Source organism: Sedimentitalea nanhaiensis DSM 24252 (assembly GCF_000473225.1).
Taxonomy (GTDB): Bacteria; Pseudomonadota; Alphaproteobacteria; order Rhodobacterales; family Rhodobacteraceae; genus Sedimentitalea; species Sedimentitalea nanhaiensis.
In genome coordinates this window covers 2,323,313-2,341,528 of sequence record NZ_KI421509.1, presented here as the reverse complement: position 1 = coordinate 2,341,528, position 18,216 = coordinate 2,323,313, and the positions used below count along the sequence as shown (strand labels likewise).

The window sequence follows — 18,216 nt, the reverse complement described above, 5'->3', positions numbered from 1 at the left end:
ATCAAATCTGCCGATACAGGGCAGAGCAACAGGGAGAATATGAATGCAGATCAAATCCGGATTGATGGGGGCAGTGGCCGCATTGGCCGTTGTGGCGGGAACGCAAGGCGCGTTGGCGGCAGACGACGTGACCGTGGGCTATTTTCTCGAATGGCCGATGCCGTTCCAATACGCCAAGGTCAACGGCACCTATGACGAGGAAATGGGCGTCACGGTCAACTGGGTCAGCTTTGACACCGGCACCGCGATGAGCGCGGCGATGGCGTCGGGCGATGTTCAGATGAGCGTCAGCCAGGGGGTGCCGCCGTTTGTCGTGGCCGTCAGCGCCGGGCAGGATTTGCAGGTGATCGATGTCGCGGGCAGCTATTCGGACAACGACAACTGTGTGGTGCATGCCGATCTGGAGATCGACAAGCAGTCGGCGGAGGAACTGGCGGGCAAGAAGGTTGCCGTGCCGCTGGGAACTGCGGCGCATTACGGGTTTCTCAAGCAGATGGACCATTTCGGCATCGATCTGGGCAGTCTTGATGTCGTCGACATGGCCCCTGCCGAGGGCGCGGCCGCGCTGGCGCAGGGCGCGGTGGACATGGCCTGTGGCTGGGGCGGCGGTCTGAACCGTATGAAAGAGCACGGCAATGTGCTGCTGACCGGCGCGGAAAAGGAAGAGCTGGGCATCCTGGTGTTCGACGTGACCAGCGCGCCGGCATCGTTTGTGGCCGAAAATGCGGATCTGGTCGCCAGGTTCCTCAAGGTGACGGCGGACGCCAACGCGATGTGGAACTCGGGTGAACATACCGCCGAGATGCTGCCGGTGATTGCCAAGGATGCCGGCATGGACGAAGAGGCCACGGCCGCGGCGCTGGCGGCCTTCATCTTTCCGTCGATCGAGGAACAGTTGACGGCAAAATGGCTGGGCGGTGGCGCCCAGGGGTTCATGAAAGGCGTTGCCGATGTATTCGTGGAATCCGGCAGCATCGACGCGGCCAAAGACAGTTATGTCAATGCCGTGAACACCGGCCCGCTCGAGGCTGCAAACGGCATGTAAACCTGTCGCCCATGGCCGGATCCCTGTTGGGGTGCGGCCATGGTGCCGACGTGCGTACCGGGCCCTTTCGGGCTTTCCTTGCGGCCAGGCGGCTGCCCCAGTTGGCAAAGGAATTTCATGTCCGGATTGGCCATAGAAAATATCTCGATGCGGTTTGATCTGCCGGATGGAAACTCGGTTCAGGCGCTCAAGGATGTGTCGCTGCATCTGAAAGAGGGGGAATTGATGTCGGTGCTGGGGCCTTCGGGCTGTGGCAAGACGACATTGCTGAACATCGTCGCCGGGTTCCTGGCCCCGACCGAAGGGCAGATCGTGATGAACGGGCATACGGTTCAGGGCCCCGATGCCGAGCGCGGCATGGTGTTTCAGCAGGGCGCGCTGTTCGAATGGATGAGCGTGCGCCAAAACGTCGGGTTTGGCCCGCGCATGAAAGGCATGCCCAAACACGATATGGCCGAGACCGTCGATCATTTACTGAATGTCGTGGGTCTGCAGGATTTCAAGGACAAGGCGGTGTATGAACTGTCTGGCGGCATGCAGCAGCGTGTCGCGCTGGCGCGGTGTCTGGCCAATGATCCGGATGTGATCCTGATGGACGAGCCGTTGGGCGCGCTGGATGCGCTGACCCGCGAAAAGATGCAGTCGCTGGTTCTGAAGCTGTGGAAAGAGACCGGCAAGACCATCATTCTGATCACCCATTCGGTCGAAGAGGCGTTGTTGCTGGGAGAGCGGCTGTTGGTGATGGCACCGCGCCCGGGGCGCATTCACAAGGAATACCGCCTGCCCTTTGCCGACATGGGCGTGGGGCAGGATCTGCGCGAAGTCAAGAAACACCCCGACTATGCGCCGACCCGCGAAGAAATCCTGGCGATGATCTGGGACATGGAAGAAGAGATCATGGGGCGCACAGAGGTGGCGGGCGCATGATCCCGCTGCTGATATATATCGCGATCTTCGTGGCGTCGTATTATGTCGTCACCAAGGTCGTTCATCACGCGGCGCGCAACGATTACACCTCGCTCAAGACGGTGACGTTCGGCGACGAAAGCGCGGTCAGGCCGAACCGGGTGGCCTCGGTGGTTTCGATCCTGTCGTTGTTTCTGTTGTGGGGCATGTTCACCGGGTCGGCGCTGTTGCCCAGGGTCCTGCACATGCCCGGCCCCTATCAGGGGCTGGCGACGTTTGAATACACTGCCGAAACGCCGGATGGCCAGCGCGATACGGCGACGGTCAATGTGCTGGTTCATCCGGTCGATCAGGACGTGGAGCCACCCGAGGTCGAGCCGGGCGAGGGCTGGGCCAAGAATGACAGCGCCACCATCGGCGTCTGGCGCAGCGGGCTGATCAGGGTGGATCGCAACGATGAAGTCGGACGCGCCGAGGGTGCCAAGGTGATCATGGTCAATGGCGAACCGATCCAACCCGGCGGCGAGGTTCAGACCGAGTTCGGGCGCGTCGGCATGAGCCCCAAAGGCACGCTCAATTTTGAGCCGGCCAAGGGCTGGCAGATGGAGCCGATCTGGTTGCCGCCCCCCGAAGCGGTGGCCAGGCGTGTGGTCGAGATCGCCCGCGAAGGGTTTCGCGGCTCGACCCTGTGGGAGCATCTGGGGTTCTCGTTGTTTCGCGTCGTCGTCGGTTTCGTTTTGGGCGCGCTGGTGGGCATTCCGCTGGGCTATGCCATGGGTCTGTCGGACTGGTTTCGCGGCTGGTTCGATCCGATTGTCGAATTCATGCGCCCGGTGCCACCGCTGGCGTTGATCCCGCTGGTGATCATCTGGGCGGGAATCGGAGAAATCGGCAAGATCGTCCTGCTGTTCCTGGCGGCGCTGTGGATCATGGCCATCGCGGCACGGTCGGGGGTGTCCGGGGTCAGCATTTCAAAGGTGCATGCGGCCTATTCGCTGGGGGCCAGCAAGCGGCAGATCATGCGCCATGTCATCGTGCCCAATTCCTTGCCGGAAATCTTCACCGGCGCGCGGGTGGCGATGGGCGTCTGTTGGGGCACGGTTGTGGCCGCCGAACTGGTGGCGGCGGAAAAGGGAGCGGGCATGATGATCATGGTCGCGTCCAAGTTCCAGAACACCGATATCGTGATCATGGGAATCATCCTGATCGGCATCATCGGATTCGGTATCGACATGCTGATGCGGTGGGCCGAACGCATTCTGGTACCGTGGAAGGGCAAGGGCTGATCGGGAACCGACCGTCGTGTGCCGCGGGCGTTGAGAACGCCGCTGAGAGGGCCGAAACCATCTGAACCGCAGTTGCACAGTGCTGAACCGGAGATGTGCAAGCGCCATCTGCACCCTGTGGTGGATGGCGGAACTGTTCCTTGGGTCCGATGTCGTTGGCATGCCGCTGCACAGAATGCGCGGCGCCAATACGATGACCCTGAAAGGACATACCATGACGACAGGCTATCTGAAGACACTCGCGCTGTGCGGCGCGATGGCCCTTGCTGGCGGTACTGCATTTGCCTCCGGCGATTCCATCCAACTGACCGATGAGATCAAGGCGCAGATCACCGCCACCCTGACCGAACAAGGGTATGAGGTCAGCAAGATCAAGACCGAAGACGGGCTGTACGAAGCCTATGCCCGCAAGGATGGCAAGCGGTACGAGGTGTTCCTGAACGACAAGATGGAAGTCGTCCGTACCGAGAACGACGACTGATCACCCATCCTGCCGGAGTCGCGGTTCTGCCGTCGGCTCCGGCCTGAAAAAGGAGCGAAACCGTGCGCAAAATCAAGGTTTGGGATCCCTTTGTGCGGATCTTTCACTGGTCGCTTGTCATCCTGTTTGGTGCTAACGCGCTGATTGTGGACGACGATGGAAAACTGCATATCTGGATCGGCTACGCGGTTCTGGGGCTGGTACTGTTGCGCATGGCCTGGGGGGTTGTCGGCACCCGGTATGCGCGCTTTTCCAGTTTCCCGCCCAGCCTGGAGGCCGCAAAGGGGCAGTTGATGGATATTGCCACCGGTCGTCGGCGTGAACATGCGGGGCATACGCCGCTTGGGGCCTGGATGATCTATAACCTGCTGATCGCTCTGCTGGTGATTTGTGTTTCGGGATACCTGATGACTACGGATATGTTCTGGGGCAAGGAATGGCCGGAAGAGCTGCATGAATTTGCGGTTGCCTGGGCCGAAATTTCGGTGGTGCTGCACATCGCTGCGGTTGTGTTCGAAAGTCGCAGGCTGGGAACGAACCTTCCTCGCGCGATGGTAACGGGGTACAAGGAGGTGCATTCTGAACAGACGAGTGACCCTTGAAACCGACCATGCGATTCGCAACGCCACATGCCCTGATTTTTCTGGTCATTATTCAGGCGGTATGCGCTGCATTCTTTGCCGCCGACCTGATTGCCGATTTCAAGGAAACGGCAGACATGACGACGACGCACTGGCACCTGTATATCGAGTCCATTGCCACCTTGTCGCTGGTGGGCTCGATCATGTTCGAAACCCGGGTTCTGATGGACTTGCTGCGGCGCAAGGCCCATCTGGAGGCCAGCGTTTCCGTTGCGACCTCGGCCATGCACGATGTGATCGAATCCCATTTCGACCGCTGGCGGCTGACCCTGTCCGAGCGGGATGTCGCCACGTTTCTGGTCAAGGGCTTTGGCATCGCGGAAATCGCAGCCTTGCGCGGGAACGCCGAAGGCACGATCAAATCGCATCTGAATGCGATTTATCGCAAATCCGGCACCCATAACCGCGCCGAGTTGCTGAGTTTGATCATTGACGGCCTGATGGTGCGCGGGCGTATTGAAAATAATCAGACCGCCGCGTGAAACACGGGCGGTCTGCCTGCCTGTCTGGTTCAGCGGTGGGACGGTGTTCACCGCATCCCTGCGCGCCGGGTCCTTAGTCGAGCGAATTGGCCCATTGTTCGACTTCTTCGCGGGCCGCTTCCTTGGACTTGCCATAGCGTTCCTGAATCAGGCCTTCCAGCTTTTCGCGATTGCCTTCGATCTGGTCCAGTTCATCGTCTGTCAGCTCGCCCCACTTGGTTTGCGCCGAACCCTTGAGCTGTTTCCATTTGCCTTTGACTTGGTCCATGTTCATGGCGTTTCCTTTCAAGGTTGGTGTAGCTGCTCAACGTGTGTTCGGCCCCTTTTGTTCCGTGCACAGGAAGATTTTCCGGTTTTTGGGGTGCCTGCCTAAAAGCACTCCAGCAGCAGTGCGCGGGTGTTTTGCGCCGTCATCTCGACCGGGTTGCCCCCGGTGCTGGGATCGGAAAGGGCCGAGGCCACCAGCGCGTCGATGTCCGGATCGGTCACGCCCAGTTCGGTGAGGTTCTCGGGAATGCCCAGCCGGTCGGTCAGCTGACCGACATAGTCATAGAACCCGTCGTATCCGCCCTTGATGCCCAGATAGGCGGCCGCTTTGGCCAACCGGTCCTCGACCGCCGGGCGGTTGAAGCGCAGGACCGGCTGCATCACCACCGCATTGGTGGTGCCGTGGTGGGTATTGTAGACTGCGCCGATCGGGTGCGACAGGGCATGGATCGCGCCCAGTCCTTTTTGAAACGCGGTCGCGCCCATCATTGCCGCGCTCATCATTTCGGCCCGTGCCGTCAGATCGGTGCCATCGCTGAAGGCCGCAGGCAGGTTTTCCTTGACCAGCCGCAGCCCTTCCAGCGCGATGCCCTGGCTCATCGGATGATAATGCGGCGAGCAATAGGCTTCGAGACAATGGGCAAAGGCGTCCATGCCGGTGCCGGCGGTGATCGCACGCGGCATGCCCACGGTCAGTTCGGGGTCGGCAATGACCACCGCGGGCAGGATCCTTGGGTGAAATATGATCTTTTTCTCGTGGGTTTCCGAATTGGTCAGAACCGAGGCCCGCCCGACTTCAGAGCCGGTGCCAGCCGTAGTGGGGACGGCAATGATCGGCGCGATGGCGTCGGCGTCGGCGCGTCTCCACCAGTCGCCGACATCCTCGAAATCCCAGACCGGACGGTCCTGCCCGGCCATAAAGGCGACCATCTTGCCCAGATCCAGCCCCGAGCCGCCGCCGAATGCGATCACCCCGTCATGACCGCCATTGCGAAACATCTCGACCCCGGCGGCCAGATTCACTTCGGTCGGGTTGGGATCGACCTCATAGAACATCGCCCGGCCCAGCCCGGCGGAATCCATTACGTCCAGCGCGGTGCGGGTGATCGGCAGGTTCGCCAGCCCCTTGTCGGTGACCAGAAGCGGGCGGGTGATGTGCGCGGCGGTGCAGGCGTCGGCGAGTTCGGCAATACGTCCGGCACCAAAGCGGATTGCGGTGGGATAGGACCAGTTTGCGGTCGGTGTCATGACAGTTTCCTCAGGTGATAGGATTTGGGGCGGGTCAGGTTGTGATAGCCGATCACCGACAAGCCCCCGCCGCGACCGGTATCCTTGCAGCCGGTCCAGCACAGGCCGGGATCCAGATAATCGGCGCGGTTCATGAACACGGTGCCGGTTTCGATCTGCGCGCCGATGGTCTCGGCGCGCGCGGTGTCGCTGGTCCAGACGCTGGCGGTCAGGCCAAAATCGCTGTCGTTCATCAGCCGCGTTGCCTGGGCGTCACCGCTGACCGGCATGATGCCAACCACCGGACCGAAACTTTCCTCGCGCATCACGCGCATGGAATGGTCCACGCCGATCAGGATCTGCGGCATCAGATAGGCCCCGCCATCGTTTGCAAACAGTGCCGGGTCGATCAGCGCCCTCGCCCCTGCCGCGACCGCCTCTTGCGTCTGGGCGCGCACCAGATCGGCAAACCGGGCCTGCGCCATCGGGCCCAGCGTCGTTTCCGGGTCCAGCGGGTTGCCCAGCTTGTAGGCGCTGACGATGGCGACGGCCTTTTGCACAAAGGCGTCAAACAGCGACTCGTGCACATAGATGCGTTCAATTCCGCAACAGCACTGTCCGGAATTGAACATTGCCCCGTCAATCAGCGTGTCCACGGCCGCGTCCAGATCGGCGTCGTCACAGACATAGCCCGGATCCTTGCCGCCCAGTTCCAGGCCGAGGCCGGTAAACGTACCCGCTGCGGCGGTTTCGATCGCCTGACCGCCGCCGACCGAGCCGGTGAAATTGACAAAATCAAAGGCGCGCGCGGCGATCAGCGCCGATGTGGTGTCATGATCCAGAAACACATTCTGAAATACCTCCGCCGGGATGCCCGCGTCGTGAAAGGCCTGTGCCAAGCGTTCCCCCACCAGCGGCGTCTGGCTGGCATGTTTGAGGATCACCGCGTTGCCCGCGATCAGCGCCGGTGCAACGGTGTTGATCGCGGTCATATAGGGGTAATTCCACGGCGCGATCACCAGCACGACACCATGGGCTTCGCGGGCGATATAGCGTTTGAAGGCGTCGCTGTCCTCGATCACGATATCGGCCAGTGCGGTTTGCGCGATCTTCGCCATATAGCTGGCGCGTTCGTTGAAACCGCCGAATTCACCGCCATAGCGGACCGGACGACCCATCTGATGCGCCAGCTCGGGTACGATCTCGTCGTTCATCGCACCGACATTGGCGACGCCCTGCATCACCCGCGCGATCCGCTCGGCCAGCGGCTGTGCCGCCCATGCCTTTTGCGCCTCGCGCGCCCGCGAAACGGCCTGTTTTGCGGCCTCCCGGCCCAGCACCGGACGCTCTGCATAGACCGATCCGTCGATCGGTGAGATGCATTTTATTGTTTGACCCATGCCAAATCTCCATCAATCAGGGATCTTGCCCGTTCCTCTTGCCGTAAATACTCCGGGGGGCGCGGGGGGCTGGCCCCCCGTATCCGCCGATTACGCCCGTTCGAACCCACGAGCGATTTCATAGTCGGTGACCACCTTGTCGAACTCTTCGATCTCCCATTCTGCGGCCCGGCAGTAATGGTCGATGACATCATCGCCCATTGCCGTACGCAACATGGCCGAGCCGCGCAACGTTTCCAGCGCATCGCGCAGGGTGCGCGGGATTTCCCCGGCGCCCGCAGCATCATAAACATCGCCCGTAGTGGGTGGCTGCAGCGTCAGCTTTTCCTGCACACCGGCCAGCCCGGCGGCCAGTTGCGCGGCCATGGCCAGATAGGGGTTCATATCCGACCCCGGTATCCGGCATTCCACCCGCACCGCCTTTGATCCAGCACCGCACAGGCGGAACCCGGCGGTGCGGTTGTCCACCGACCAGACCGTTTTGGTCGGGGCAAATGTCGCCTTTGAAAACCGTTTGTAGCTGTTGATATAGGGGGCCATGAACACGGTCATGTCGGGCGCATAGCGGATCATCCCGGCCATGTATTGACGCATCAGATCTGACATGCCGTGATCCCCCTTGGGATCGTAAAAGACGTTTTCGCCGCCCTTCCACATGGATTGATGCACATGCGATGAACTGCCGACCCGGTCCGCATGCCACTTGGGCAGGAAACTGGCGGCATGGCCCTGCTGGTCGGCGATCTCCTTGGTGGCATGTTTGGCGATGGTATGGTGATCCGCTGTGTCCAGCGCGGCTGCGTATTTGATGTTCAGCTCTTCCTGACCGGCTTCGGCCTCGCCTTTGGTGTTCTCGACCGGAATTCCGGCGGCATAGAGATGATTGCGCAAGGGGCGCATCACATGCTCTTCGCGGCTGGTCTGCAGGATGTTGTAATCCTCGTTATAGATGCTGATCGGGGCCAGATCGCGGTATCCGCCCCTTGCAATCTCGCTGAACGACTTTTCGAACAGAAAGAACTCCAGCTCCGTTGCCATGACCGGGGTCAGGCCCATGGCCTCGCAGCGGGCGATCTGACGCTTGAGCACCGCGCGGGGGGAATGGGGCACCGGTGCGTGGGTGTGGTGATCCAGTACGTCGCACAGAACCATGACGGTCCCGTCCAGCCAGGGTGCCGGGCGGATCGTGGTCAGGTCGGGTTTCATCACATAGTCGCCATAGCCCGCTTGCCAACTGGTGCTGGCATAGCCATCTGGCGTGGCCATTTCGAGATCCGTGGCCAGCAGGTAGTTGCAGCAATGGCTTTCTTCCCAGGCGCTGTCGACAAAATGCTGCGCGACAAAGCGTTTGCCCATCAGGCGGCCCTGCATGTCCACGAGACAGGCCAGAACCGTGTCCACCGATCCGTCGTTCACGGCCGCCTTGAGGGTGTCAAATGTCATCAATCCGGGCATGTTCTGTCCTTGCTGGCGTAGGGTGTTGTGCCGCTGCCCCAAAACCGGTTCGGGGCAGCGGGGTATCATCTGATTGCTGGATCAGCCGTTGGTATAGGGCGGTCCGGCCTGGTTGATGACGCTGTTGTATTCGCGGAAGATACCGACAACCTTCTGCTGAATCTCGCCCTCTTGGGCGACTTCGGTCCAGAATTCCTTGGCGGCGTCCTCGACCTCGGCCCATTCGCCGGCAGGCACGGTGCGCAACGCCAGCTGGTCGCCCGTGGCGCGCAGGCGCGCCTCGCCGCCCCAGTACCACTGGTTGCGATAGGTGTGGCCCGCCTCGGTTGCGGCCATGACCAGCTGCTTGAGGTGGTCGGGCAGATCGGCCCATTGCCGCTGGTTGACAAACCAGGACCCGATCCAGGCCCCCGAGATGTTGTTGGTCAGGAAATAATCCGTCACACCGGCCCAGCCAACAGTGTAATCTTCGGTGATGCCCGACCAGGACATGCCGTCCAGCTCGCCGGTCTGCACGGCAACTTCAGCGTCTTCATACGGAATGGAAACCGACACGACGCCGAATTTTGACAGGAACCGACCCGCCGTCGGGAAGGTATACAGCCGCAACCCGTCCAGATCGGCGACCGAGGTGATTTCCTTTTTGGTGTTGAAGTTGCAGGGATCCTGACCCGCCGCCGAGATCCAGGAAACGCCGACTTTCTCGTATTCTGAGCGCCATATATCCGCCAGCCCGTACTGGTTGAACAGCACCGGAACGTCGAGAATATGCTTGGTCGCGAACGGGAAATAGCCGCCGAACTGGCGCAGCGGTGTGGGCGAGGCCATCGAGTCGTCGTCGGAATGAACGCCGTCGATGGTGCCGCGCTGCAGGGCCTGAAACAGTTCGCCCGTCGGCACGATCTGATCGGCATAGAACAGTTCGACCTCCATTTCGCCATTGGCCGCAGCATTGATGTAGTCGATCACCGGTTTGGTCACATGCTCGCCCAGGGCGGCACCCGCATAGGTTTGAAAACGCCATTTGATCGGGGCCTGGGCCTTGACGATGGCGGGGGTGGCCAGGGTCGCGGCCCCGGCCAGACCGGCTGATCTCAGGAATGTACGTCTGGTTGTCATGGTTTTCTCCTCGTGCTGGGATTTTCATGTTTCGCTCCGTTGACGGAGTTCTCGGGTTTAGTTTCCATATATCAGATCCGGCAGCCAGAGCGCGATCTGCGGAAAAACCATCACCGTTATCAGCGCCAGGGCCATGACAAAGACAAAGGGGCCGATAGACCGGTAGATGTCTTGTATCGTGATCTCGGGTGGGGCCATGGCCCGCATCAGGAACAGGTTGTATCCGAACGGCGGCGTCATATAGGCGATCTGGCAGGTGATGGTATATAGCACCCCGTACCAGATCAGGTCGAATCCCAGCGCCCCCACCAGCGGTACATACAGCGGCGCCACGATCACCAGCATGGCGGTGTCGTCCAGAAACGTGCCCATCAGCAAAAAGCTGAGTTGCATCAGGATCAGGATGACCCACGGCGACAGCCCCATCCGTTCGGTGAACAGATCTTCGATAGCCTTGACCGCGCCCAGCCCGTCAAACACCGCGCCAAAAGCCAGCGCCGCCAGGATGATCCACATGAACATGCAGGAGATGCCCAGCGTATTGCGCACCGAGTTCTCAAACACCTTCCGCGTCATCCGTCCCTTGAGCACCGCGGCCGCAAAGGCCGTCAGCGCCCCGATGGCCGAGCTTTCCACCAGCGAGGTCCAGCCGTTGACAAAAGGCACCATCATCATGGCGAAGATGCCCAGCGGCAGCAGACCGGCGCGCAGAAGGGCCAGTTTTTCGGCCATTGGAATGTCGCGTTCGGATGCATCCAGCGCGGGCCCCAGCGCCGGGTTAAGCCGGCAGCGGATGGCGATGTACAGGATGAACATGCCGGCCATCATCAACCCCGGCACCACCCCGGCCAGCCACAGCTGGCCCACCGGTTGGCGCGCGATCATTGCATAGAGCACCAGCACCACAGAGGGCGGCACCAGAATGCCCAGACTGGACCCGGCCTGTACCACGCCGGTGACCATGCGTTTGTCATACCCGCGTTTCAGCAGTTCCGGCAGCGCGATGGTGGCCCCGATGGCCATGCCCGCCACCGACAGGCCGTTCATGGCCGAGATCAGCACCATCAGGCCGATGGTGCCGATTGCCAATCCGCCGTTCAGCCCGCCCATCCAGACGTGGAACATCTTGTACAGATCGTCGGCGATCTTGGATTCGCTCAGCACGTAGCCCATGAAGATGAACATCGGCAGCGTCAGCAGCGGATACCACTTCATCAGCTTCATCGCCGCGGCGAAGCCCAGATCATATCCACCCCGGTCGCCCCACAGCAGCAGTGCGGCGACCACGGCGACAAACCCGATGGCCCCGAACACCCGCTGGCCGGTCAGCAGCATCAGCATCATGGACGAAAACATCAGGATGGCGATCAATTCATAGGACATCAGATGTCTTCACCTTTGAGGCGCAGGATGTCCTTGAACAGTTCGGACAGGGATTGCAGCAGCATCAGGAAGATGCCGATGCACATGATCACCTTGATCGGCCACAGATACGGCCGCCAGGCTGTCGGGCTGCGCTCGCCGCCGTATTTGAAGGAATAGATCGTACTGTCGATCCCACCCCACAGCAGGACCACAAGGTAGAAGATCAGGAACAGCACGGTGAAGGCGTCGGTCCAGGCCTTTCGACGCGGGCTCCATTCGCCATACAGCAAATCCATGCGCACATTCGCGCCCAGCTGAATCGAATAGGGACCGCCCAGGACGTAATAGGCCACCATGGCGAACTGGGCCATTTCCAGCGTCCACAGCGAGGGTAGGAAAAACGTCTTGGATACCGAGGACCAGATCAGGATGCCCATCATCACGAAAATGCCATACATCACGATCCGACCCAGCCGGTAGTTCACGGCGTCGATGGTGCGGGTATAACCTTTGAGAATCCGGATCATGCGTTGGCCTGCAACGTCAGCGGCGTGTTCAGGCTCTTGGTCGCGTCGGCGATCCATCGTGCCAGCAGGGCTGCAATATCGGCCTGCGATGCGGCGTCGGCAATCAGATCGTTGCGGATTTCCAGCATGATGTTCAGCGCGCCGATCGGCAAAGCATAGCGGCGCAGGGTGTGGGTGACGCCATGCCGGGGGCCGTAGGGGTCGTTCAGGGCGACCGTCAGATCGGTATGGGCTTTGGCGCGCTCCAGCATCGCGCGGGCCAGCCTGTCATCGGTGTCATGCAGCAGCCCGATCTGAACCGGGCGCGAAACGCCCAGATAGACCGGCGTGAAACTGTGCACGGTGATCAGGACGGGCAGAGCGGAAAAGCGCGCCCTGGCTTCGCTCAGCCCGTCGCGAAATGCGTCATGGATGCCTTGCACCCGTGCGGCGCGGTCCGTTTCGCTGAGCTCCCGATTGCCCGGAACCGGGTGGTTTTCGCTGCTTTGGGGGATGGCGTCGGGGGCCTCGGGCGGGCGGTTGCAGTCAAACAGCAAGCGTGACAGCCCGCCAGCCACCAGCGGCGCATCAAAAGCGGCGCTCAGATGCTGGGCCACGGGCAGCGCGCCGGGATCCCAGGCGATATGGCTGCGCAGCAATTCGGGGGTCAGGCCCAGGTTGCCATAGGTGCCGGGGATGGAACGGCTGGCGTGTTCGCACACGATCAGCGCGCCGCCACGTCCGCCGCGATTGTGAACCCTTACCGCCGGGTCTGTGTTGCCGTCCGTTTCAGACATGTTCTTTTCGAGTCACCCAACCCTGTCCTGAACAGAGTTCTTCACCGGCGGCGCCGTGTCAATCAAACTCTGAAAATATTTCTTCACGTCCAGGGCACCTGGAGGTAATGTAAACAAAACGGGAGTCGGGCGTGACGGAAACATCGGAAACCATTGCCGAACGGTTGCAGCATGCCTTTGATTCGCTGACCCGCGCCGAGCGGCAATTGACGGATTCACTGCTGCAGAATTATCCGGTGTCGGGTCTGTCTTCGATCACCCGGGTGGCGCAGAATGCCGAGGTGTCCACACCAACCGTGGTGCGCATGGTGCAAAAACTGGGGTTTTCGGGTTTCCCCGCCTTTCAGGCCGCGTTGCGCGACGAGTTGGAAGCCAAGATTTCGGATCCGATCAGCAAACGCAACACCTGGGCAGACAATGCCCCGGAGGCCCATATCCTGAACCGGTTCACCGATGCGGTGATCGGCAATATCCGCCAGACGCTGACGCAGATCGATCTTGAGACGTTCGAACGGTGCTGCGCCCTGTTGGCCGACCCGGCCCGCCGGGTTTATGTGGTTGGGGGGCGGATCACCCGGTCGCTGGCCGAACATTTCTTTCTGCACATGCAGGTGCTGCGCGCGGATGTGACCCATATTCAGTCGATCTCGAACGCTTGGCCGCATTATCTGCTGGACGTCAAGGCCGGCGATGTGGTTGTGATATTCGATGTTCGCCGGTACGAGAATTCGACGCTGAAGCTGGCGGAAATGGCCCGTGAACGCGGCGCGCAGATCGTGCTGTTCACCGACCAATGGCGCTCGCCGGTGCATGAGCTGGCCGATTGTACCTTTAGCGGGCGGATCGTGGTGCCATCGGCGTGGGATTCCTCGGTGACGTTGATGCTGCTGTTGGAAACCGTGATCGCGGATGTGCAGGAACGCACCTGGGATGTGACCCGCGACCGCATGGAGGCGCTGGAAGAGATGTTCGACCGCACCCGGTTCTTCCGCAAGTTCACGTAGCGAAAGGGGTGCAGCAAAATATTGACAGGGCGCGACAATTGCGCCTTGTTTGACCAAAGGATCAAAAACAAGGGTAGAGCGGGGGCAACCCGTCGCAAAACCGTTGCACGACACTGGCAGGTGTCGAGCCGTTATTTCAAAGATAAAACAGGGGTATGACATGAAAAACTCTCTTATGAACGGGACCGTCGGAACCGGCGTGGCGTTGTCGCTGGGTTTGCTGGCACACGGGGCGGCGGCGGAAAACCTGCGGTTGCTGACCTGGGGCGGCTACGCGCCCGAGAACGTCATCGAGATGTTCGAGGCGGAGACCGGCCACACGGTCGAGGTGACCAAATCCAACAATGAAGAAATGATTGCCAAGCTGCGCGCCACCGGCGGCGGCGGGTTCGATCTGGCCCAGCCCAGCCAGGATCGGATTGCCGGACCGCAGGCCGAATTCGGCATCTACAAACCCATCGACCTGGACCGCATCGACAGCGCGCAGTTCATCGGTTCGATGCTGGCGGCGACCAAGGCCAACACCACCGTGGACGGCGAGGTTTACGGCGTGCCGCATGTCTGGGGCACCAGCGGGCTGGTTCTGGATACGGCCAAGGCGGGCATGGTCAAGGATTACACCGATCTGTGCGGTGCCGACACGGCGGGCAAGGTATCGTATCGTCTGAAGCGCCCGACTTTGATCGGCTTTGCCTTTTCGATGGGCATGGACCCGTTTGCCGCCTATGGCGATCCGGCGGCCTATACCGAGATCATGGAGCAGGTCGAAGCCAAGCTGATCGAATGCAAGCCGAACGTCAAAACCTATTGGGGCGGTGGCGACGAGCTGATGGGCCTGTTGCGCTCGGGCGAAGTGGTCGCGTCGATGGCGTGGGACACTGGCGGATGGAAGCTGAACGCGGATAATGCCGATATCACCTTTGTCGCTCCGGCGGCCGGCGCATTGGGTTGGATCGATACGTTTGCGCTGCCCGCGAAGGGCAAGGCGGACGATGCCGCCTATGACTGGATCAATTTCGTGATGCGTCCCGAAGTGTCGGCGCTGATCACTGAATCCTCCGGCCAGTTCACAGCGTCGCAGGGCGCGGATGAATTTGCCTCGGACGAGCTGAAAGCCCGTTTCCAGGCCAGCTTTCCGCCCGAAGCGATCGACAACATCAAGTGGTATCCGCCGGTTCCCGCCGGGCTGGAAGCCATCGAAGGCGGCGTTCTGGACCGGGTCAAAGCGGCCAACTGAGCGTTGAAAATGCAATGCGGCACCTGCAGCCCTGCGGGTGCCGCTTTCTTTGGGGCAAGCGAAATACCATGACCACCGATCTGGACTGTAACAATCTTACCAAGCGTTTTGGCGACACCACGGCGGTGCGGGACGTGTCGTTTTCGGTCCAGCAGGGCTCGTTCTTTTCCATCCTTGGCCCGTCGGGCTGTGGCAAGACCACGATCATGCGGATGGTCGCCGGGTTTCTGGAGCCCACCAGCGGCGATATCCGGATCAAGGGCAAGTCGATGCTGAACGTGCCGCCCAACAAGCGCCCGGTGAACATGGTGTTTCAGCATCTGGCGTTGTTCCCGATGATGAACATTGCCGACAACATCGGCTATGGTCTGCGCCGCGCCGGCATGGCCAAACCCGACATCGCGCGCAAGGTCGGCGAGGTGCTGGAGCGGATCGGTCTGCCGGGCATCGAACATCGCAAGATTGATGAACTGTCCGGCGGTCAGAAACAGCGTGTTGCCATCGCCCGCTGCATGGTTCTGGAACCGGATGTGTTGTTGCTGGACGAGCCGCTGGGCGCGCTGGACCTGAAATTGCGCGAGCATATGAAGATCGAGCTCAAGGCGTTGCAGGCTGCGTTCGACACCACCTTTGTCTATATCACCCACGACCAGTCCGAGGCGCTGGTGATGTCGGACCAGATCGCGGTGATGAATGGCGGCGTTTTCGAACAGGTCGGTGCGGCACGGGATCTGTATTACCGCCCAGACACCGCGTTTGTTGCCGGGTTTGTCGGCGACAGCAACCGCTGGCGTGGAACCGTCGAACAGGCCGAAGGCGAGCGCATCGCGCTGCGCACCGCCGAAGGGTTGCTGATCACCAGTGCGACGCAGGGCCGTGGGCTGGTTCTGGGGCAGGGCGCCGAGATTTTCCTGCGCCCCGAAGCCATCCGGGTTGCGCATGACGCCGCCGATCTGGCGCAATTTGACAATCGGGTCAGCGGCGTTGTCAGCAGCCTGCTGTTCAACGGGGCCGCCAGCCGCATCCTTGTGCGCGACGAGGTGGGCGAGGAAATCGAGGTCACGCTGCCGCAGTCGGGCGAATTTGCCAACCTGACCAAAGGCGCGCCGGTGCATATCGGTTGGGCGGGCGATCAGACCACCTGTTTCGCGGACCGGGGCTAGACGATGCGCAATCAGGCAAGACTGGGGTTCTATCTGTTGCTGACGCCGCTGTTGCTGTGGCTGATCCTGCTGATCGTCATCCCCCATATCGACATGGCGCTGTTGTCGCTGCGCGAACGGGTGGGCGTTGGGAAATATGCCACCAGCATGGCCAATTATGGTACGTTTTTTGGCGAACCTCTGTATATGTGGACCTTTCTGCGCACGGCGATGATGTCGGTTCTGGCCACCCTGATCACCCTGATCATCGCCTTTCCGGTGTCCTATTACATCGCCAAGATGGCCAGGGGGCGCACCCAATCGGCGCTGTTCCTGCTGTGTCTGGTGCCGTTCTGGGTGTCCGAACTGGTGCGCACCTTTGGCTGGATGATCCTGTTGCGCGAAACCGGTCTGTTCTCGACCCTGCTGCAATGGGCCGGGCTGGTCGATGGGCCGGTCGAGATGCTGTATAACGACGCGGCGATGATGGTCGGGCTGGTCTATACTTCGATGTTGTTCATGGTGGTGCCGTTGGTGACCACACTTGAAAGCCTGGACGACGCGGTAATCGAGGCGGGGTACGATCTGGGGGGCTCGGGTTTCAGCGTGTTGCGTGAAATCGTCATTCCCCACGCCATGCCGGGCATCGTGTCGGGCAGTATCGTGGTGTTCATGCTGAGCCTTGGCAACTATCTGACCCCGACCATGCTGGGCGGCAAGGACAGCCTGTGGTTCACCGAACTGATCTATTCGCAGTTCATCGTGCGCTTTAACTGGGAACTGGGGGCGGCGTTTGGTTTCATGCTGTTGATCCTCTCGTCTGTCATCGTCTGGGGCACCCTGCGCCTGACCGGGCAAACGCTTGAAAAGACGATGGGCTAGGCGATGATACCTTCGATCCCCCAATCCCGCATGATCCGCACGGCCTATACCGCCTATATCGTGCTGTTCTTTCTGTACCTCGCTTTGCCCCTGGCGGTGGTGGCGGCCTTTGCCTTTAACGACAGCCAGTTCCCGTCGCTGCCCTGGGAGGGGTTTACCTGGAACTGGTTCTTTGGCGAAGAACGCCCGATGATCGGGGTGTTTCACGAACGTGGCATCCTGCGTGCCATTGGGACGTCGGCCTTTGTCGGGGCCAGCGTGGCGGCATTGTCGGTGGCTGTGGGCACATCCAACGCGTTTCTGTTCAACCGCTATCAGTTTCGGGGCCGCGGGGTGTTGTATGTGCTGATGCTGTTGCCGCTGGTCATACCGGGTATCGTGCTGGGCATTTCCATCCTGGTGTTTTCCTCGTCCGTGGCCAACGGGCTGTGGGATTCGGTGAAATACGACGCCGAAATCCTGCGTCCCGGTCTGGTGCTGGTGGTGTTGGGGCAGTTTTCCTTTATCACCACGATCACCACCCTGGTGATTTCCGCCCGGTTGCAGAAATTCGACAGGACCCTGGAAGAGGCGGCGCTGAATCTGGGAGCCGATCGGCTGACGGCGGTGCGCACCGTCACGTTGCCGTATCTGATGCCGGCGATGATTGGCGCGGTGGTGGTGGCGTTCCTGATGAGTTTCGAGAATTTCAACACCACCCTGATGCTGGTCGGTTCGGATGCACCGTTGACCATTGCCATGTTTGATCGGCTGAAAGAGGGCTCGACGCCGCTGTTGAACGCGGTTTCGCTGCTGCTGATGCTGGGCTCGTCGCTGTTGGCGCTGGTAATGATCGCCTTTCAGCGCAAGGCCTGATCCCGGCAGGGGCGTAATGACGTTGACAGGCTGGGTGCCACCGGGAACACTGGCCCGTGGGGGCTGCGGGTGTCATCTGTTCTTTTCATTCAAGGCCCATAGCTGGCGGAAATTTCGGG

19 protein-coding genes are annotated in these 18,216 nt (G+C 60.9%); 11 read left to right on the top strand and 8 right to left on the bottom strand.

What is annotated here, in order from left to right; genetic code table 11:
• Nucleotides 1-43: 43 nt before the first annotated feature.
• The 6 genes from NANH_RS0113310 to NANH_RS0113285 all read left to right on the top strand — a co-directional run bounded on the left by NANH_RS0113310 (nucleotide 44) and on the right by NANH_RS0113285 (nucleotide 4,841).
• On the top strand, nucleotides 44-1,045 hold the full coding sequence (locus NANH_RS0113310; RefSeq protein WP_027262476.1) for a taurine ABC transporter substrate-binding protein: 1,002 nt from the start codon (nucleotides 44-46) through the stop codon (nucleotides 1,043-1,045).
• Nucleotides 1,046-1,162: 117 nt separating this feature from the next.
• A complete protein-coding gene (locus NANH_RS0113305; RefSeq protein WP_027262475.1) occupies nucleotides 1,163-1,972 on the top strand; it encodes a taurine ABC transporter ATP-binding protein in 810 nt (269 codons plus the stop codon).
• Entirely contained in the window at nucleotides 1,969-3,237 is a 1,269-nt protein-coding gene (locus tag NANH_RS0113300) for an ABC transporter permease (RefSeq protein WP_027262474.1), read from the top strand. The genes NANH_RS0113305 and NANH_RS0113300 overlap by 4 nt, the downstream gene beginning before the upstream one ends.
• Before the next feature lie 214 nt (nucleotides 3,238-3,451).
• Nucleotides 3,452-3,718, top strand: a complete 267-nt coding sequence (locus NANH_RS0113295; protein WP_027262473.1) for a PepSY domain-containing protein — start codon at nucleotides 3,452-3,454, stop codon at nucleotides 3,716-3,718.
• 62 nt (nucleotides 3,719-3,780) lie between these two features.
• Entirely contained in the window at nucleotides 3,781-4,320 is a 540-nt protein-coding gene (locus NANH_RS0113290; RefSeq protein ID WP_027262472.1) for a cytochrome b/b6 domain-containing protein, read from the top strand.
• Between the two features lie 8 nt (nucleotides 4,321-4,328).
• Nucleotides 4,329-4,841, top strand: a complete 513-nt coding sequence (locus tag NANH_RS0113285; protein ID WP_027262471.1) for a helix-turn-helix transcriptional regulator — start codon at nucleotides 4,329-4,331, stop codon at nucleotides 4,839-4,841.
• 73 nt (nucleotides 4,842-4,914) lie between these two features.
• Here the strand turns inward: NANH_RS0113285 and NANH_RS0113280 are convergent, their stop codons facing one another.
• The 8 genes from NANH_RS0113280 to NANH_RS0113245 all read right to left on the bottom strand — a co-directional run bounded on the left by NANH_RS0113280 (nucleotide 4,915) and on the right by NANH_RS0113245 (nucleotide 12,977).
• Entirely contained in the window at nucleotides 4,915-5,115 is a 201-nt protein-coding gene (locus NANH_RS0113280) for a CsbD family protein (protein WP_027262470.1), read from the bottom strand.
• Between the two features lie 95 nt (nucleotides 5,116-5,210).
• The gene (locus tag NANH_RS0113275) at nucleotides 5,211-6,356 is read right to left on the bottom strand and encodes an iron-containing alcohol dehydrogenase (RefSeq protein WP_027262469.1); all 1,146 of its coding nucleotides are present in this window, start codon (nucleotides 6,354-6,356) and stop codon (nucleotides 5,211-5,213) included.
• Complete coding sequence (locus NANH_RS0113270) at nucleotides 6,353-7,735, bottom strand: aldehyde dehydrogenase family protein (RefSeq protein WP_027262468.1); 1,383 nt, start codon at nucleotides 7,733-7,735, stop codon at nucleotides 6,353-6,355. The genes NANH_RS0113275 and NANH_RS0113270 overlap by 4 nt, the downstream gene beginning before the upstream one ends.
• A 90-nt stretch (nucleotides 7,736-7,825) precedes the next feature.
• Nucleotides 7,826-9,190, bottom strand: a complete 1,365-nt coding sequence (locus tag NANH_RS0113265; RefSeq protein ID WP_036050798.1) for a glutamine synthetase family protein — start codon at nucleotides 9,188-9,190, stop codon at nucleotides 7,826-7,828.
• 81 nt (nucleotides 9,191-9,271) lie between these two features.
• Nucleotides 9,272-10,309 carry a TRAP transporter substrate-binding protein gene (locus tag NANH_RS0113260; protein ID WP_027262466.1) on the bottom strand — a complete coding sequence of 346 codons (1,038 nt, stop codon included), beginning with the start codon at nucleotides 10,307-10,309 and terminating at the stop codon, nucleotides 9,272-9,274.
• 57 nt (nucleotides 10,310-10,366) lie between these two features.
• Nucleotides 10,367-11,692, bottom strand: a complete 1,326-nt coding sequence (locus tag NANH_RS0113255; protein ID WP_027262465.1) for a TRAP transporter large permease — start codon at nucleotides 11,690-11,692, stop codon at nucleotides 10,367-10,369.
• Entirely contained in the window at nucleotides 11,692-12,201 is a 510-nt protein-coding gene (locus NANH_RS0113250; RefSeq protein WP_027262464.1) for a TRAP transporter small permease subunit, read from the bottom strand. The genes NANH_RS0113255 and NANH_RS0113250 overlap by 1 nt, the downstream gene beginning before the upstream one ends.
• Complete coding sequence (locus NANH_RS0113245; protein ID WP_027262463.1) at nucleotides 12,198-12,977, bottom strand: N-formylglutamate amidohydrolase; 780 nt, start codon at nucleotides 12,975-12,977, stop codon at nucleotides 12,198-12,200. Before NANH_RS0113245 ends, NANH_RS0113250 begins: the two co-directional genes overlap by 4 nt.
• Nucleotides 12,978-13,108: 131 nt before the next feature.
• Here NANH_RS0113245 and NANH_RS0113240 point away from each other — a divergent pair, with 131 nt between their 5' ends.
• The 5 genes from NANH_RS0113240 (at nucleotide 13,109) to NANH_RS0113220 (ending at nucleotide 18,097) form a co-directional block, all read left to right on the top strand.
• The gene (locus NANH_RS0113240) at nucleotides 13,109-13,981 is read left to right on the top strand and encodes a MurR/RpiR family transcriptional regulator (protein WP_027262462.1); all 873 of its coding nucleotides are present in this window, start codon (nucleotides 13,109-13,111) and stop codon (nucleotides 13,979-13,981) included.
• A 175-nt stretch (nucleotides 13,982-14,156) separates the two neighbouring features.
• Nucleotides 14,157-15,218 carry an extracellular solute-binding protein gene (locus NANH_RS0113235; protein WP_027262461.1) on the top strand — a complete coding sequence of 354 codons (1,062 nt, stop codon included), beginning with the start codon at nucleotides 14,157-14,159 and terminating at the stop codon, nucleotides 15,216-15,218.
• A 68-nt stretch (nucleotides 15,219-15,286) separates the two neighbouring features.
• On the top strand, nucleotides 15,287-16,381 hold the full coding sequence (locus tag NANH_RS0113230; RefSeq protein WP_027262460.1) for an ABC transporter ATP-binding protein: 1,095 nt from the start codon (nucleotides 15,287-15,289) through the stop codon (nucleotides 16,379-16,381).
• Nucleotides 16,382-16,384: 3 nt separating this feature from the next.
• The gene (locus NANH_RS0113225) at nucleotides 16,385-17,242 is read left to right on the top strand and encodes an ABC transporter permease (protein WP_027262459.1); all 858 of its coding nucleotides are present in this window, start codon (nucleotides 16,385-16,387) and stop codon (nucleotides 17,240-17,242) included.
• A gap of 3 nt (nucleotides 17,243-17,245) precedes the next feature.
• Nucleotides 17,246-18,097 (top strand): ABC transporter permease, encoded by an 852-nt coding sequence (locus tag NANH_RS0113220; RefSeq protein WP_027262458.1) that lies wholly within the window; start codon nucleotides 17,246-17,248, stop codon nucleotides 18,095-18,097.
• Nucleotides 18,098-18,216: the final 119 nt, after the last annotated feature.

Excerpts from the sequence above, each read along its gene's own strand:
- NANH_RS0113260 (WP_027262466.1), bottom strand. The coding sequence starts at position 10,309 with ATGACAACCAGACGTACATTCCTGAGATCAGCCGGTCTGGCCGGGGCC.
- NANH_RS0113245 (WP_027262463.1), bottom strand. The coding sequence starts at position 12,977 with ATGTCTGAAACGGACGGCAACACAGACCCGGCGGTAAGGGTTCACAAT.
- NANH_RS0113230 (WP_027262460.1), top strand. The coding sequence starts at position 15,287 with ATGACCACCGATCTGGACTGTAACAATCTTACCAAGCGTTTTGGCGAC.
- NANH_RS0113225 (WP_027262459.1), top strand. The coding sequence starts at position 16,385 with ATGCGCAATCAGGCAAGACTGGGGTTCTATCTGTTGCTGACGCCGCTG.
- NANH_RS0113305 (WP_027262475.1), top strand. The coding sequence starts at position 1,163 with ATGTCCGGATTGGCCATAGAAAATATCTCGATGCGGTTTGATCTGCCG.
- NANH_RS0113300 (WP_027262474.1), top strand. The coding sequence starts at position 1,969 with ATGATCCCGCTGCTGATATATATCGCGATCTTCGTGGCGTCGTATTAT.
- NANH_RS0113235 (WP_027262461.1), top strand. The coding sequence starts at position 14,157 with ATGAACGGGACCGTCGGAACCGGCGTGGCGTTGTCGCTGGGTTTGCTG.
- NANH_RS0113255 (WP_027262465.1), bottom strand. The coding sequence starts at position 11,692 with ATGTCCTATGAATTGATCGCCATCCTGATGTTTTCGTCCATGATGCTG.
- NANH_RS0113280 (WP_027262470.1), bottom strand. The coding sequence starts at position 5,115 with ATGAACATGGACCAAGTCAAAGGCAAATGGAAACAGCTCAAGGGTTCG.
- NANH_RS0113265 (WP_036050798.1), bottom strand. The coding sequence starts at position 9,190 with ATGCCCGGATTGATGACATTTGACACCCTCAAGGCGGCCGTGAACGAC.
- NANH_RS0113270 (WP_027262468.1), bottom strand. The coding sequence starts at position 7,735 with ATGGGTCAAACAATAAAATGCATCTCACCGATCGACGGATCGGTCTAT.
- NANH_RS0113310 (WP_027262476.1), top strand. The coding sequence starts at position 44 with ATGCAGATCAAATCCGGATTGATGGGGGCAGTGGCCGCATTGGCCGTT.
- NANH_RS0113250 (WP_027262464.1), bottom strand. The coding sequence starts at position 12,201 with ATGATCCGGATTCTCAAAGGTTATACCCGCACCATCGACGCCGTGAAC.
- NANH_RS0113285 (WP_027262471.1), top strand. The coding sequence starts at position 4,329 with ATGCGATTCGCAACGCCACATGCCCTGATTTTTCTGGTCATTATTCAG.
- NANH_RS0113220 (WP_027262458.1), top strand. The coding sequence starts at position 17,246 with ATGATACCTTCGATCCCCCAATCCCGCATGATCCGCACGGCCTATACC.
- NANH_RS0113295 (WP_027262473.1), top strand. The coding sequence starts at position 3,452 with ATGACGACAGGCTATCTGAAGACACTCGCGCTGTGCGGCGCGATGGCC.
- NANH_RS0113275 (WP_027262469.1), bottom strand. The coding sequence starts at position 6,356 with ATGACACCGACCGCAAACTGGTCCTATCCCACCGCAATCCGCTTTGGT.